This window comes from Bradyrhizobium sp. SZCCHNR2028, from assembly GCF_032380995.1.
Classification (GTDB): Bacteria; Pseudomonadota; Alphaproteobacteria; order Rhizobiales; family Xanthobacteraceae; genus Bradyrhizobium.
The window spans coordinates 185,335-199,226 of sequence record NZ_JAUHJF010000010.1 but is presented as its reverse complement, the minus strand read 5'-3'; the positions used below and the strand labels follow the sequence as shown (position 1 = coordinate 199,226).

Below are 13,892 nucleotides of genomic sequence, written 5' to 3'. Positions count from 1 at the left end.
GACCATGGCGCGCACGACTCCCATTGGATTGCGGTCGAAGGCCCGCGCACGGGCGCGCACTGGCCTTGCGCTGCTGTCGGCCATCGTCATCGGCCTGGTGCTGTCCACGGTCGCGGCAGGCGCTGCGCCGGTGCCGGGCGAGGCGAGCCTGTCGGCTCAGGACGGCTATGCGCGGCTGGTGCTGAAATTCTCCGAGGACATCAACGCCGACGTCACCACCGCCGGCTCGATTCTGCTGATCAGGTTCGATCGCGCCGCCGCCGTTCCGATCGACCGCTGGGTGGACGCGGCGCCCGACTACATCTCGTCGGCCCGCGGCGACCCCGACGGCTCGGCGCTGCGGTTGTCGCTGTCGCGCAAGGTCCGCGTCAACACCATGACTGCGGGCGAACGCGTCTTCATCGATCTGTTGCCCGACAGCTGGACCGGCCCGCCGCCGCCGCTGCCGGCCGAGGTCGTGCGCGAGCTCGCCGAGCGAGCGCGCGCCGCCGAACGGGCGCTGCGGCTGCAGCGCGCCGAGGCGGAATCGAAGAAGCGGCCGCCGATCCGCGTGCGCGCGCTGGTGCAGCCGACCTTCGTGCGCTTCGTATTCGAGATCCCCGACGGTGTCGGCATCTCCTCGGTGCTCAACGACCAGAAGCTGTCGCTGTTCTTCACCGCGCCGCTGTCCTTCGATCTCGCCGACGCCAAGCTCGTCGCGCCGCCGAACGTCGCCGCGATCAACCAGCGCATCGACGGCAGCAGGACCGTCGTCGAGCTCGGCCTGGTCGGCGAGGTCGACGTTCGCGCCTTCCGCGAGGAGAAGAACTACAACATCGACGTCGCCTATCAGCAGCCGGACAAGAAGGTCTCCGCAGTCTCCTCGGACACGCTGCCGGGCGCCAAGGCGGCCGCGGCCGAGAAGCCCAACGGCAGCAAACCCAATGGCGACAAGCCGAAGCAGGCTGCGCAGCCCGAGATCGTGCCGCCGACCTCCGACACCATCGCCAAGGAGATGAAGACGGAGACCAAGCCTGCGGTCGCGGCGCCAGCCACCGAGCTCGCAGCCGAGCCTGCGCCGTCGGCAGCGGCTGCTGCCGCGCCGGCCGCCGCGAAGGCCGAAGCCGCGCCCGAGGCCCCCAAGCCTGAAGCTGCTGCGCCTGAAGCTGTCAAATCCGAAGCAGCCAAATCCGAGCCAGCGAAGTCCGAGGCGATGAAGTCGGAGGCGGGCAAAGCCGAAGCCGCCAAGCCTATCGAGACCAAGTCTGCCGAGATCAAGTCTGCCGAAACCAAGGCCGCCGAAACCAAGCCGGCCGAGAAGGCAGCTAATGGAGCCGCCACCCTGGAGGCCCTGCGCGACAGTGAGGGCCTGCGGCTCACCTTCGGCTTCGGCCAGGTCACGCCGGCGGCGCTGTTCCGCCGCGGCGACACGGTATGGATGGTGTTCGATTCGACCAAGCCCGTCGACGTCGAGCCCATCCGCGCCAAGGGCGGCGCGATCATCGGCGAGGTCAACAGGACGCCGCTCGACAAGGGGCAGGCGATCCGGATCCGCCTCAACCGCCCGCAGATGCATTCGCTCGGCAGCGACGATGGCGGGCGCAGCTGGACCCTGTCATTCGCCGACAAGGGCCTGACCAATCAGCAGCCGCTGATGGTGATGCGCAACGTCACCGATCCCGCGCTCGCCAATGTCATGGTGCCGCTCGCCAATCCCGGAGCCGGCATGCTGCACCGGCTGACCGACCCGGATGCCGGCGACACGCTGCTGGTCGTGACGGCGCCGCCGCCGATCCGCGGCTTCATCAAGCGCCAGGATTTCGTCGACCTGTCGCTGCTCGATTCGATCCACGGCATCGCGGTGCGTCCGAATTCGGATGACGTCGCCGTCGAGATCGCGCCCGACAAGGTGATCCTCGGCCGGCCGGGCGGGCTGACCCTGTCGTCGATCGGCTTCTCGCCGGAGCGGGCGCCGACCGCCGTACGGCCGATGTTCGACATCGACGAATGGCAGCAGAACCAGACCCAGCCGTTCGTGCCGCGCGAGGATCTGCTGATCAAGGCCGCGGCGAACGCCGAGCCGGAGCGGCGGGCGCAGACGCGGCTGGCGCTGGCGCGCTTCTACATGGCGCGAGCGATGTATCCGGAAGCGCGCGGCGTCACCAATCTGATGATCTCCGACGCCGACCCGCGCACCGACGAGACCGCCATGCTGATGATCCACGCGGTGGCGAGCATCCTGATGGGCCGGCCGGACCAGGGACTCAAGGATCTCGCCACTCCGTCGATCGGCAATAATTTCGATTCGCAGATGTGGAAGGGCCTCGCCTTCGCCCGCCAGGGCAAGTTTGCCGACGCGCGCGAGAAGCTGAAGAACGTCGAGTTCGCCATCGCCTCGCTGCCGCTCGACCTGCAGCGCGTCGTGATCGCGGATGCGATGAAGTCGGCGCTCGAGATCAAGGATTTCGCCGGCGCCGCCAAGCGGCGCGCCGAGCTCGACGTGATCGGCGTGCCCGCGGACATGAAGCCCGACATCGCCGTGCTGCGCGGTCGGCTCGCCGAGGCGATGGCGCAGGAGAAGGATGCGCTCGACGACTATCGCTTCGCCGTCAATTCCGACGACCGCCTTGCGGCCGCGGAGGCCAAGCTGCTGGAGATCAAGCTTCTGCAGAAGCGCGGCGAGATCAAGCCGCCGGACGCGCTGAAGGAGCTGGAGACCTTGCAGGCGATCTGGCGCGGCGACGCCATCGAGGTGCAGACGTTGCAGATGATGGCGCAGCTCTACGAGGAGGCGGGGCGCTATGCGGACTCGCTCGAGGCCGCGCGTCAGGCCACCCGCCTGATGCCCAACTCCGATTTGGCGCGGCAGGCCCAGGATGCAGCCTCCCGCCTGTTCTCGCAGTTGTTCTTGAACGGCAAGGCCGACGAGCTGCCGCCGGTCGATGCGCTCAGCATCTTCTACGGGTTTCGCGAGCTGACGCCGATCGGCCGCCGCGGCGACGAGATGATCCGCAAGCTCGCCGACCGCTTGGTCGGCATCGATCTGCTCGATCAGGCCGCCGAGCTTCTGCAATACCAGGTCGACCACCGCCTCGAAGGCGCGGCGCGCGCCCAGGTCGCCGCGCGTCTCGCCATGGTCTATCTCACCAACCGCAAGCCTGAACGCGCCATTGAGGCGCTGCGCACCACGCGCATCGCCGATCTCGCGGGCGAGCTGCGCCAGCAGCGGCTGCTGCTGGAAGCCCGCGCCAACAGCGACATCGGGCGTTACGACCTCGGACTGGACATCATCAGCAACATCGGCGGCCGCGAGGCGATCCGGCTGCGCTCCGACATCTACTGGGCGTCGCGGCGCTGGCGCGAGGCGTCCGAGCAGATCGAGCTCTATTACGGCGATCGCTGGCGCGATTTCCGCCCGCTCAATCCGGCGGAGCGCGGCGACATCCTGCGCGCCGTGGTCGGCTATGCGCTCGCCGACGACGCCATCGGCCTCGCCCGCTTCCGCGAGAAATATGCGCCGCTGATGACCGGCGAAGCCGACAAGATCGCATTCGACGTCGCCAGCAAGCCGGCGAGCGGCTCCAGCGCCGAATTCGCGCAGATCGCGAAGATGGCGTCGAGCGTCGATACGCTCGACGGCTTCCTGCGCGACATGCGGGCGCGCTTCCCGGATGCCACCGGCAAAGGACCGGACGGCGGCAAGGATGCTGCGAAGGCCCCGTCGGAGGCGACCGGCGCCTTGCCGCGCATCCAGGGCGTCAAGCAGGCGATCGCGGGTCGATGACGTCGTGCGTCAAGGCGTGTAGCCAGGAGGACCTGGCGACATGACGAAGCCGACCAAGACCGAAGCCGAGCTCATCGCGATGGCCAAGGCGGAGCTGAAGGCGCGGGTCGGTTGTCCCGACGGCATGGCGATCTCGGTGCTCCGCTGGGGCACCAAATGGAGCTCTGCGCCAAGGCCGATCCCGGCACGGCGACGCGCACCGGCTATCCGGAGAGCGTGTCGATGCTGGTGAAGATCGGCGACGAGCTGAGCAAGCAGTACGACGTCGCGGGGTGAGCGATTCTGAATCCGTCCGAAGCGCGCCAAGACGAAAGTTCGAGACTGCTTTGCGAAGCCAGCAGATCGGCAATTGTCGCGCTCGTTCAGTCAGAACCGTGCGGCGCAAGCGCTTCGATGATGCGGCAGTCGGCAACGGTGCCGTGCTTGCAGCGCCCTATGACATCGGCAAGCTCGTCACGCAGCGCCACGAGGTCCGCGATCTTGCGTTCGATCTCTGCGAGGTGTTGGCCCGCGATGACGTCGACCGCTTCGCATGAGCGGTCTCGCTGATCGGCAAGGTCCAGCAGGTCACGGACCTGCTCGATGGAGAAGCCCAAATCGCGGGCACGCCGAATGAAGCTCAGTCGCCCGAGCTGGCGGTTATCATAGGCGCGGTAGTTCCCCTCGGTTCTCGGCGGAACCGGTAGCAGACCGATCCGCTCATAGTACCGGATCGTCTCCACCTTGGTGCCGGTCCGCTTCGCGAGGTCTCCGATGGTCAGTCGCGACATGGCTTGACCCTGTAGTGGCTACAGGGTCCATATATGACGTCGCATCATCTTGTAAGAGGCGACGATATGGCTGGTTGTCATGATGACTGCTGTTCGTCTTCCCCTCCGAGGGAACTGGACAGCCCCCGCTGGCGTCGTGCGCTCTGGATTGCGTTGGTCATCAATGGAGCCATGTTTTTGGCCGAGATCGCAGCAGGCGTGGCGGCCGGGTCGGCCTCGCTGCAGGCGGACGCAATCGACTTCCTCGGTGATACGGCCAACTATGCGATCAGCCTCGGAGTGGCGGGACTCGCGTTGACCTGGCGAGCACGCGCCGCCCTTCTGAAGGGCTGGTCGCTCGTCCTGCTTGGCGTCCTTGTCCTTGCCTCCACTGTCTGGCACGCAATTGCAGGCACCCTCCCGGAGGCGAGGACGATGGGGGTCGTCGGCATGCTCGCTCTTGTCGCCAATGCAGGCGTGGCCGTCATGCTCTACCGTTTCCGCGTCGGCGACGCGAATATGAGGTCAGTCTGGATCTGCTCCCGGAACGATGCACTCGGCAACATCGCCGTGCTCGCGGCCGCAGCCGGTGTGTTCGGCACCGGCACGGCGTGGCCGGATCTCATTGTGGCGGCGATCATGGCCGCGCTTGGTTTGAGCGGTGGCTGGCACATCATACAGCGAGCTCGCATCGAGTTGCGCGGCTCCTCCACATCGCGCCCCGTCGCAAGCCCAATCCGGGCGAACTGATCGAGGGTACGCGTCAATGGGAGACACGAGCCTACTGCCTCTCGCTCATCATGACAGGTGAAACCTACCCGCCGTAGCTCTGCACCAGGCTGCCGGCGACCAGCGACCAGCCGTCGACCAGCACGAAGAAGATCAGCTTGAACGGCAGCGACACCACGACCGGCGGCAGCATCATCATGCCCATCGACATCAAGACCGAGGCGACCACGAGGTCGATGATCAGGAACGGCAGGAACAGCAGGAAACCGATCTCGAAGGCGCGCTTGAGCTCGGAGATCATGAAGGCCGGCACCAGGATGCGCAGCGACAGGTCGTCGGGCGTCGCCGGCGGCGGCTCGCCCGAGAGGTCCATGAACAGCTTCAGGTCCTTCTCACGCACGTTCTTCTGCATGAAGCCGCGCAGCGGCACCGAGGCGCGCTGCAGCGCGTCCTCGACGCCGATCTGGTTCTCGACCAGCGGCCGGATGCCGTCCTCATAGGATTTCTGCAACACCGGCCCCATCACGAACGCGGTCAGGAACATCGCGAGCGCGATGATGACCGAGTTGGGCGGGGCGGTCGCAGTGCCCATCGCCGTGCGTAGCAGCGACAGCACGACCACGATGCGCGTGAACGACGTCATCATGATCAGGATCGACGGCGCGATCGACAGCACCGTGAGCAGCGCGATCAGTTGGACCGCGCGTTCGGTGACGCCGCCACCGCCGGCGCCGAGATTGATGCTGATGTCCTGCGCAGCAGCACGTCCCGCCAGTAAACCGGCGGCAGTCAGAACAGCGATGAAGACAACTCTACGCGGGGGAAGCAGCGATCTCACTGAGACGACTTCGGACGTCCGAGCAGCGAGGCCATCTCGTCCTCCAGATTCTCGAAGCTGGTCTTGACCGGCGCGGCTTGCGCCGGAGCCGGCTCGCTGCGTGCGGCCGCCCGGGGACCCGAGGCTGGAGCAGCCGACGGATCGGCCGATGGACGCCGCAGCGCGGCCTCGAGCCGTTGCGCCATCTCGGCCAGATTGGCTTCGGCGCTCTGATCGGCCGCTGCGGGCGGCGGCGCAACCGGCGGCGGTGGCGGTGGCATCTGCGCAACCGGCGGCAGCGGCGGCGCCGCCACGCGTTCGACGCGCTCGGCTGCGCGTTCAGCGCTCCGCACCGGCGGCAGCCGGGGCCCCTCGGAGGGGCGCGGCGCCTCTGCCGGCCGTTGCGGCTCGGCGGGGCGCAGCGGGCGCGGCATCACCGGTTCACCGCGGGGCGCCCGCTCGGGGCGCGGCTCCAGGCGGGCTTCGTCGCCGCCGCGCGGCTCTCCACGGACGTCCGCCCGGAGGTCCTGGCGGGGATCGGGACGGCGCGGAGGGAGCGGTGATTCCGGCGGGAACGCCGGTGCCGGCTCACGCCGCTCAGCAGCAGCCGGCCCCGTGCGGCGAACCTCATCGATGAACGACGGCCGCATCGGGCGCTGCGGCGGCTCCGGCATCTGCGGCTCGGCATGCTCGGCGGCCTCGGTCTTCGGCTCGTTGTCGGCCCAGGACGGCGCATCCGGCAGCGGCGCGATGCGCGCCGCCGGCCGCTCTTCATTGATGCCCGGCCGCTGCGGCAATTGCTCGCGCGCCGGCATAGCGCGCACGATGTTGGATTCGACCACGATGTCGGTCGGCCCGCCGATCATCAAAAGATGCTCTATGTTGTCACGGCGCACGAGCACGAGACGGCGGCGGCCATCGACGGCGGCGGCATCGATTACGGCAAGCCGGGGCATGCGGCCGCGATTCGGGTTGGTGCCGAGACGATTGCCCGCGAATCGACGGACCAGCCACGCGGCGAGGCCGATCAGAGCCAGCACCGCCACGAATGCAAAAAAGAACGTCAGTGCCTGCATCTCTGTCCCCGGCAAATACCGCGTCCTTTCGAAGTCTCTCGTCTGTCCAACGCATCGCCGGCAGCGAACGGAGCTTCAGAACCGGAACCAACCTGTTAACGCATGACGGCAGGAACTGCCGCTCGGCCTCTTAATAACCCATGAATCGGCCGGGCCAAAACGACTTCTTGGCGAGCCGCGCCGTCCCGTAATGATGCATCGGTCGGCTGGGACCCCGGCACTTTCCTAAGAAATCGTCAAAACCCCGGGATTGTCCCGGTGGGCATCGCACCGTTTCTTAACTCCTTGTTAACCATATGCACGGCAATTTCTACCTACCCAAACCGTCCGGTAGCCGGACATAACCGAGCAGCGCCATGTCCATCAACGATCTCCCCGTGTTGTCGGCGTTGCGGACCAAGATGCAATGGCACCAGGAGCGCCAGCGCGTGCTGTCGGAGAACGTGTCCAATTCGGATACGCCCAACTTCAAGCCGAAGGATCTGGTTGAGCCGAAGTTCGATTCAACCGGCCAGGCGGTCGGCGGCTTTGCGCCGCTGTCGCTGACCCGGACCAGCACAGCGCACATCGCACCGTCGTCGGGCGAGAGCGCGAGCTTCGACCAGAACCGCAAGGCCGGATTTCAGACGAGGCCCGCCGGCAACGCGGTGAGCCTCGAAGAGGAGATGCTGAAGGTCTCCGCCAACCAGATGGACTATGCCGCGGCAACCTCGTTGTACGGCAAGAGCCTGCATCTGTTGAAGACGGCGATCGGCAAGGCCTGAGCCGGAGTTGAGGACGGAGACCGACAAGCATGGCAAACGACTCCAGCGATTTCCTGCGCTCGATGAGCATTGCGACCTCCGGCCTGCGTGCGCAGGCGGGGCGTATGCGCGTCATTTCCGAGAACATCGCCAATGCCGATTCGACCGCCGCCAAAGCGGGTGGCGATCCGTATCGCCGCAAGGTCCCGACATTCACCTCGGCGCTCGACCGTGCGCTTGACGCCAAGGTGGTGGCACTCGGCAAGGTGGTGCCCGATCAATCGTCGTTCCGCGTCAAATACGACCCCAGTAACCCGGCCGCGGACGCGTCCGGCAATGTCAAGTACCCCAACGTCAATCCGCTCATCGAGATGACCGACATGCGCGATGCACAGCGGTCCTACGAGGCGAATTTGAACATCATCGGCGCCACGCGCCGCATGATCCAACGCACACTCGACATTCTGAAGACCTAGGACAGGAACGAAAGTCATGGCCTCCCCAATCTCCGCAGCTAATGCCTATGCGAATTCCGCCCGCGTGCTCGACGCCGGCGGCTCGAGTGGTGCCTTCGGCAGCCTCGGGCGCGTGCGCGACGTGCTAGGCAGCGGCAACGGCGCCGACAAGGGTGGTCCGTCATTCAGCGCGGTGCTGAAGGATGCGATCGGCAGCGTGATGGAGGCCGGACGCAAGTCGGACAGTCAGGCGGTCGCGATGGCCGCGGGCAAGGCGAACGTCATGGATGTCGTCACGGCGGTCGCCGAAACCGATGTCGCGGTGTCGACGCTGGTGTCGGTGCGCGACCGCGTGATCCAGGCCTATGAAGACGTGATGAAGATGACGATCTAGCCGCAACTCGTAACGCATCAGGGATTTGCCGTCTGCCGCGACTGCGCGCGATGCGCGATGAGGCGGGTGCCGGACCGGAACCGATCGACAGTGAGGAACGACAGGACATGACGGGAGCTGAAACGCTCGATGTGGCGCGCGATGCGATCTGGACCATCGTACTGGTCTCCTCGCCGCTGATGGTGGTCGGCCTCGTCGTCGGCGTGGTCGTCTCCCTGTTTCAGGCGCTGACGCAGATCCAGGAGCAGACTCTGGTGTTCGTGCCGAAGATCATTGCGATCTTCGTGACGCTGCTGCTGGCGCTGCCGTTCATGGCCGATGCGCTGCATTCGCACATGATGCGGATCTCGTCGCGAATCATCGGCGGATGAGGCAATGTCCGGGGCAGCAGGGCTAGCCTGCGTGAGGGCGCTGCGAGCGGTCGCGAGGAGCAGTGCGGGGGGCGCTGCTGCTTTCGGCCGTGAGCTGGCGGCCTTTCGGGCGAACTCTTCGCAAGCTGTCTCGTCGCAGGCTGTCTCTTCAAAGACCGTCGTGCCGCACCAGCATGCGGTCGAAAGGGCCGTGACGGCGGACGATGCGCATCGATATTTCCTTCCTTCCGGCGCTGGCCGCCGTGTTCATGCTGGCCTTCGCGCGCGTCGGCGCGATGGTGATGCTGCTGCCGGGCCTCGGCGAGGTCAACATCCCCGTCCGCATCAAGCTCGCGACCGCGCTGCTGCTCACGATGATCGTGCTACCGCTGCACCGTCAGGCCTATCAGGTCGACCTGCAGGCGTTGTCGCCGCTCTTGGTGATGATGGTGCACGAGATCGTGATCGGCATCGTGCTCGGCGCGACGGCGCGGGTGACGCTGTCGGCGCTGCAAGTCGCGGGCTCCGTGATCGCGCAGCAGATGGGGCTCGGTTTCGTCACCGCGGTCGATCCGACGCAGGGCCAGCAGGGCGTCCTGATCGGCAACTTCCTCACCATGCTCGGCGTGACCCTGCTGTTCTCGACCGACAGCCATCACCTGGTGATCGCGGCGCTCAGCGACAGCTACAAGATCTTCGCGCCGGGCGAATTGATCCCGAGCGGCGACGTCGCCTCGCTGGCGACCAAGGCCTTTGCCACGGCGTTCAAGATCGGCCTGCAATTATCGGCGCCGTTCCTGGTGTTCGGGCTGGTCTTCAACATCGGGCTCGGCGTGCTGGCGCGGCTGATGCCGCAGATGCAGGTCTATTTCGTCGGTGCGCCGCTCTCGATCCTGATCGGCTTCCTGATCTTCGCGCTGGTCCTGACCGCGATGATGGGAACGTTTCTCGGCTATTTCGAAGGCGTCATGCACGAGATGATGCCGCGGTGAGGGGGCCGACCGATGTCCGATGAGGCCGATTCCGAAGACAAAACAGAAGACCCGACGCAAAAGCGGCTGGACCAGGCGCTCGAGCGCGGCGACGTCGTCAAGAGTCAGGAGCTCAACACCTGGTTCGTGATCGCCTCCGCGACCTTGGTGATGTCGACCTTCTCGGGCTCGATCGGCACCGCGGTGCTGGTGCCGATGCGCAACCTGATCGCCAATTCCTGGATGATCCACACCGACGGCGCCGGCCTGCTGGCGCTGGCGCGCAGCCTGTCGTTCGCCGTGATCGCGGCGATCGGCGTGCCGATCCTGATGGTGATGCTGGCGGCGATCGCCGGCAACATGATGCAGCATCGCCTCGTCTGGTCGGGCGAGCCGATGAAGCCGAGCCTGAGCAAGATCTCGCCGCTGGCCGGCGCCAAGCGTCTGTTCGGCAAGCAGGCCGCGGCCAATTTCGCCAAGGGTCTCTTCAAGCTCGTGCTGCTCGGCACGGTCATGGTCATGATCCTGTGGCCGGAGCGGCTGCGCCTCGAATCGCTGCTGCACATGGACGTCAGCGAGCTGCTCGGCGTCACGATGTCGCTGACCACGCATCTGATGGGCTCGGTGGTCGCGCTGCTCGCCCTGGTCGCGATCGGCGACTACCTGTTCCAGTATCGGCAATGGTACGAGCGGCAGAAGATGTCGGTGCAGGAGATGAAGGAGGAGTTCAAGCAGTCGGAAGGCGACCCGCACGTCAAGGGACGCATCCGGCAGATCCGGCAGCAGCGCATGAAGAAGCGCATGATGGCCGCGGTTCCAAAGGCCTCCGTGATCATCACCAACCCGACCCACTACTCGGTCGCGCTGTCCTACGAGCGCGGCATGTCAGCCCCGGTCTGCGTCGCCAAGGGCGTCGACAACATCGCCTTCAAGATCCGGGAGGTCGCCAAGGCGCACGACATCCCGATCGTCGAGAACGTGCCGCTGGCGCGCGCGCTCTACGCCACGGTCGAGATCGACGAGGAGATCCCGGTGGAACATTATCACGCCGTCGCTGAGATCATCGGCTACGTGATGGGGCTGCGGCGCAACCTCTCGGGGCGCCCGCGATGACAACCGATTCGGTCCCCGGACGGACCGCAAAATACGGATAAATCATGGAATATCGGCTTGACGGGCTTGCGCTTGACCCGTCGATTCAGGCAGGTGGAAGGGGGAGCCGCGCGAACGGGCTGGGGCTCCCAGCCGACAGGTCGCGTCCCCGAGCCATGAGCGCCGATTCCGACAACGATGGGTTACAGGATCAGGTGGGCCTGCCGGAGCGGCCGCGCCGCAGCGGCAGCATTCTGCTGATCCTGCTGGTGGCGTTCGGTCTCGTCGCGGTCGCGATCGCGTTGATGACGATCGGCCGCGCCCAGGCGCAGCCCTACATTCTCGGGCTGCTGTCGCTGCTCGCCACCGTCGGCCTGTTCAATCTGTTCGCGTTCGCCGCCGGCATCGTCCGCTTCGCCGACAAGTCGACCGACGATCCGGTGTTGGGCGCGATCGCCGATCACGCCTTCGATGGCCTCGCGGTGACCGATCCGCGCGGCCATGTCGTCTACGCCAACGCCGCCTATCTCAACATGACGGGAGCGGCGACCGCGCAGGAGGCGCGTCCCGTCGAGCGCGTCTTCATCGGCAATCCCGACGTCTCCGAAGCGGTGTTCCGCCTGCTCAAGGCGGCGCGCGAGGGCAAGCGGCAGCAGGAGGAGGTGCGCATCACTGCGGCCGAAGGCGCGCAGGGGCGCTGGCTGCGGATGCGCGTGCGCCCGCTCGGCCAGACCAAGCGCCATGCCCGCTACGCGGTGTGGTCGATCGCCGACATCACCAGGGATCGCGAGCGCCAGGAGGACGTGTTCCAGGAGCTGCAGCATGCGATCGAATATCTCGACCATGCGCCGTGCGGCTTCTTCTCAGTCAATCCCGAAGGCAGCCTCGTCTACGTCAACGCCACGCTCGCCAACTGGCTCGACTACGATCTCGCCGAGATCGGCTCCGGCGGCCTGAAGCTCGCCGACGTCGTCTCTGGCGACGGCGCGTCCTTGCTGACCTCGATCGTCGCGGTGCCCGGCGAGGTCCGCACCGAGGTGTTCGACATCGACCTGAAGATGCGCGGCGGCAAGACCATGCCGGCGCGGCTCTACCACAAGCTCGCCTTCGGCGCCGACGGCAAGCCCGGGTCATCGCGCACCCTGGTCATCAGCCGCGCCCGCGACGAGCGCTCCGATCCGGAGCGCGCCGCCGAGGTGCGCTTCATGCGCTTCTTCGACCACACGCCGATGGCGATCGCGACCGTCGACCGCGGCGGCGCCGTCGTAAGGGCCAATGCGCGCTATGCCAAGCTCGCGCAGAGCGTCAGCGGCGATGTGGCTGCGGCGAAATCGATCTTCCGCACCGTCAGCCAGCGCGACCGGCATCTGCTGATCGCCGCGATCAACCAGGCCTCGGAAGGGCAGGCGGACATTCCGCCGGTCGAGGTGATGCTGGAGGGCGCGAAGGAGCGCTTCGGCCAGTTCTTCGTCACCGCCGTCGACGAGGACGAGCGCGAGACGGAAGCTGCGATCGTCTATCTGCTCGAGACCACCGAGCGCCGCGCGCTGGAGAACCAGATCAACCAGTCGCAGAAGATGGAGATGGTCGGCCAACTCGCCGGCGGCATCGCCCACGACTTCAACAACGTGCTCTCGGCCATCATGATGGCCAACGATTTCCTGCTGAACGCGCACAAGCCGACCGACCCGTCGTTCCAGGACATCATGCAGATCAAGCAGAACGCGACCCGCGCCGCCACCCTGGTGCGGCAGCTGCTGGCGTTCTCGCGCCGCCAGACCTTGCGGCCGCAGGTGCTCGATCTCGGCGATGCGCTGTCGGACCTCACCATGCTGCTGCGCCGGCTGATCGGCGAGAAGGTCAAGCTCGACCTCGTGCATGGCCGCGACCTGTGGCCGGTCAAGGTCGACGTCTCGCAGTTCGAGCAGGTGGTCGTCAATCTCGCGGTCAATGCCCGCGATGCGATGCCCGACGGCGGCAAGCTCTCGGTGCGCACCGCCAACGTCTCGGCCGACGAGGTCGCGCAGGCCGCCTACAAGGGCATGCCGGTCGCCGACTACGTCCGCATCGAGATCAGCGACACCGGCACCGGCATTCCGGCCGAGATCCGCGAAAAGATCTTCGAGCCGTTCTTCTCGACCAAGGAGGTCGGCAAGGGCACCGGCCTCGGGCTGTCGACCGTTTACGGCATCATCAAGCAGACCGGCGGCTTCATCTATGTCGACAGCGAGGTCGGCAAGGGGACCTCGTTCCAGATCTTCCTGCCGCGGCACATCGTCGTTCCGGAGGTCCAGACCGAGCCGCACGCGGCCAACGGCGCCGCCAAGGAGCCGGCCGCAGCTGAAGCGTCGAAGCCGCGCGCTGACCTGACCGGGCAGGGCACCATCCTGCTGGTCGAGGACGAGGAGGGCCTGCGGGCGCTGAACGCGCGCGGCCTGCGCTCGCGCGGCTACAGCGTCATCGAGGCGTCGAATGGCGTCGAGGCGATGGAGGCGCTGGAGGAGTGCGATGGCGTGCTCGATCTCGTGGTGTCCGACGTGGTGATGCCGGAGATGGACGGGCCGACGCTGCTTAAAGCGATGCGCGAGCGCAATCCGGAGATCAAGATCATCTTCGTCTCGGGCTATGCCGAGGATGCGTTCGAGAAGAGCCTGCCGGAGAACCAGCAGTTCGCGTTCCTGCCAAAGCCCTTCACGCTCAGCCAGCTCGTGGCGGCGGTCAAGGAAACCATGGCGCCGCAATAGGTTACCGGA

The 13,892-nt window shown here is 66.5% G+C and carries 12 protein-coding genes and 1 pseudogene; 10 read left to right on the top strand and 3 right to left on the bottom strand.

The annotated features are described in order from the left end of the window. Positions 1-4: 4 nt before the first annotated feature. Both QX121_RS18210 and QX121_RS18205 read left to right on the top strand, forming a co-directional pair. The gene (locus QX121_RS18210; RefSeq protein ID WP_315812662.1) at positions 5-3,763 is read left to right on the top strand and encodes a tetratricopeptide repeat protein; all 3,759 of its coding nucleotides are present in this window, start codon (positions 5-7) and stop codon (positions 3,761-3,763) included. A gap of 40 nt (positions 3,764-3,803) precedes the next feature. Continuing rightward, a pseudogene (locus tag QX121_RS18205) lies at positions 3,804-4,039 on the top strand (hypothetical protein). A gap of 86 nt (positions 4,040-4,125) precedes the next feature. Here QX121_RS18205 and QX121_RS18200 read toward each other — a convergent pair. Further along, positions 4,126-4,533 (bottom strand): helix-turn-helix domain-containing protein, encoded by a 408-nt coding sequence (locus tag QX121_RS18200; protein WP_315812661.1) that lies wholly within the window; start codon positions 4,531-4,533, stop codon positions 4,126-4,128. A 33-nt stretch (positions 4,534-4,566) separates the two neighbouring features. On the opposite strand from QX121_RS18200, the gene QX121_RS18195 reads away from it, so the two are divergent. After that, positions 4,567-5,262 (top strand): cation transporter, encoded by a 696-nt coding sequence (locus QX121_RS18195; protein WP_409999350.1) that lies wholly within the window; start codon positions 4,567-4,569, stop codon positions 5,260-5,262. A gap of 64 nt (positions 5,263-5,326) precedes the next feature. Here the strand turns inward: QX121_RS18195 and fliP are convergent, their stop codons facing one another. Beyond that, positions 5,327-6,079, bottom strand: a complete 753-nt coding sequence (gene fliP / locus QX121_RS18190) for a flagellar type III secretion system pore protein FliP (protein ID WP_315738765.1) — start codon at positions 6,077-6,079, stop codon at positions 5,327-5,329. Then, on the bottom strand, positions 6,076-7,134 hold the full coding sequence (locus tag QX121_RS18185; RefSeq protein WP_315812660.1) for a flagellar biosynthetic protein FliO: 1,059 nt from the start codon (positions 7,132-7,134) through the stop codon (positions 6,076-6,078). The genes fliP and QX121_RS18185 overlap by 4 nt, the downstream gene beginning before the upstream one ends. 356 nt (positions 7,135-7,490) lie before the next feature. Between QX121_RS18185 and flgB the strand changes: the two genes are divergently transcribed. From flgB to cckA, 7 genes are all read left to right on the top strand, one after another. Then, positions 7,491-7,898, top strand: coding sequence for a flagellar basal body rod protein FlgB (flgB, locus tag QX121_RS18180; RefSeq protein ID WP_315756551.1), 408 nt, complete (start codon positions 7,491-7,493; stop codon positions 7,896-7,898). A gap of 29 nt (positions 7,899-7,927) precedes the next feature. Next, on the top strand, positions 7,928-8,353 hold the full coding sequence (flgC, locus tag QX121_RS18175; RefSeq protein ID WP_315716023.1) for a flagellar basal body rod protein FlgC: 426 nt from the start codon (positions 7,928-7,930) through the stop codon (positions 8,351-8,353). A gap of 16 nt (positions 8,354-8,369) precedes the next feature. Continuing rightward, positions 8,370-8,726: a flagellar hook-basal body complex protein FliE gene (gene fliE / locus QX121_RS18170; protein ID WP_315738761.1), complete on the top strand. Its 357-nt coding sequence runs from the start codon at positions 8,370-8,372 to the stop codon at positions 8,724-8,726. Between the two features lie 107 nt (positions 8,727-8,833). Next, complete coding sequence (fliQ, locus tag QX121_RS18165) at positions 8,834-9,097, top strand: flagellar biosynthesis protein FliQ (RefSeq protein WP_008965881.1); 264 nt, start codon at positions 8,834-8,836, stop codon at positions 9,095-9,097. 203 nt (positions 9,098-9,300) lie between these two features. Next, positions 9,301-10,068, top strand: coding sequence for a flagellar biosynthetic protein FliR (gene fliR / locus QX121_RS18160; protein WP_315738760.1), 768 nt, complete (start codon positions 9,301-9,303; stop codon positions 10,066-10,068). A 12-nt stretch (positions 10,069-10,080) separates the two neighbouring features. Beyond that, entirely contained in the window at positions 10,081-11,160 is a 1,080-nt protein-coding gene (gene flhB, locus QX121_RS18155) for a flagellar biosynthesis protein FlhB (RefSeq protein ID WP_315738759.1), read from the top strand. 155 nt (positions 11,161-11,315) lie between these two features. Then, complete coding sequence (gene cckA, locus QX121_RS18150; RefSeq protein WP_315812659.1) at positions 11,316-13,883, top strand: cell cycle histidine kinase CckA; 2,568 nt, start codon at positions 11,316-11,318, stop codon at positions 13,881-13,883. Positions 13,884-13,892 lie beyond the last annotated feature (9 nt).

Bases quoted from the DNA above. Each gene is read 5' to 3' on its own strand.
- flhB (WP_315738759.1), top strand. From the start codon at position 10,081: ATGTCCGATGAGGCCGATTCCGAAGACAAAACAGAAGACCCGACGCAA.
- fliE (WP_315738761.1), top strand. From the start codon at position 8,370: ATGGCCTCCCCAATCTCCGCAGCTAATGCCTATGCGAATTCCGCCCGC.
- flgC (WP_315716023.1), top strand. From the start codon at position 7,928: ATGGCAAACGACTCCAGCGATTTCCTGCGCTCGATGAGCATTGCGACC.
- flgB (WP_315756551.1), top strand. From the start codon at position 7,491: ATGTCCATCAACGATCTCCCCGTGTTGTCGGCGTTGCGGACCAAGATG.
- QX121_RS18195 (WP_409999350.1), top strand. From the start codon at position 4,567: ATGACGTCGCATCATCTTGTAAGAGGCGACGATATGGCTGGTTGTCAT.
- fliR (WP_315738760.1), top strand. From the start codon at position 9,301: ATGCGCATCGATATTTCCTTCCTTCCGGCGCTGGCCGCCGTGTTCATG.
- QX121_RS18210 (WP_315812662.1), top strand. From the start codon at position 5: ATGGCGCGCACGACTCCCATTGGATTGCGGTCGAAGGCCCGCGCACGG.
- QX121_RS18185 (WP_315812660.1), bottom strand. From the start codon at position 7,134: ATGCAGGCACTGACGTTCTTTTTTGCATTCGTGGCGGTGCTGGCTCTG.
- cckA (WP_315812659.1), top strand. From the start codon at position 11,316: ATGAGCGCCGATTCCGACAACGATGGGTTACAGGATCAGGTGGGCCTG.
- QX121_RS18200 (WP_315812661.1), bottom strand. From the start codon at position 4,533: ATGTCGCGACTGACCATCGGAGACCTCGCGAAGCGGACCGGCACCAAG.
- fliQ (WP_008965881.1), top strand. From the start codon at position 8,834: ATGACGGGAGCTGAAACGCTCGATGTGGCGCGCGATGCGATCTGGACC.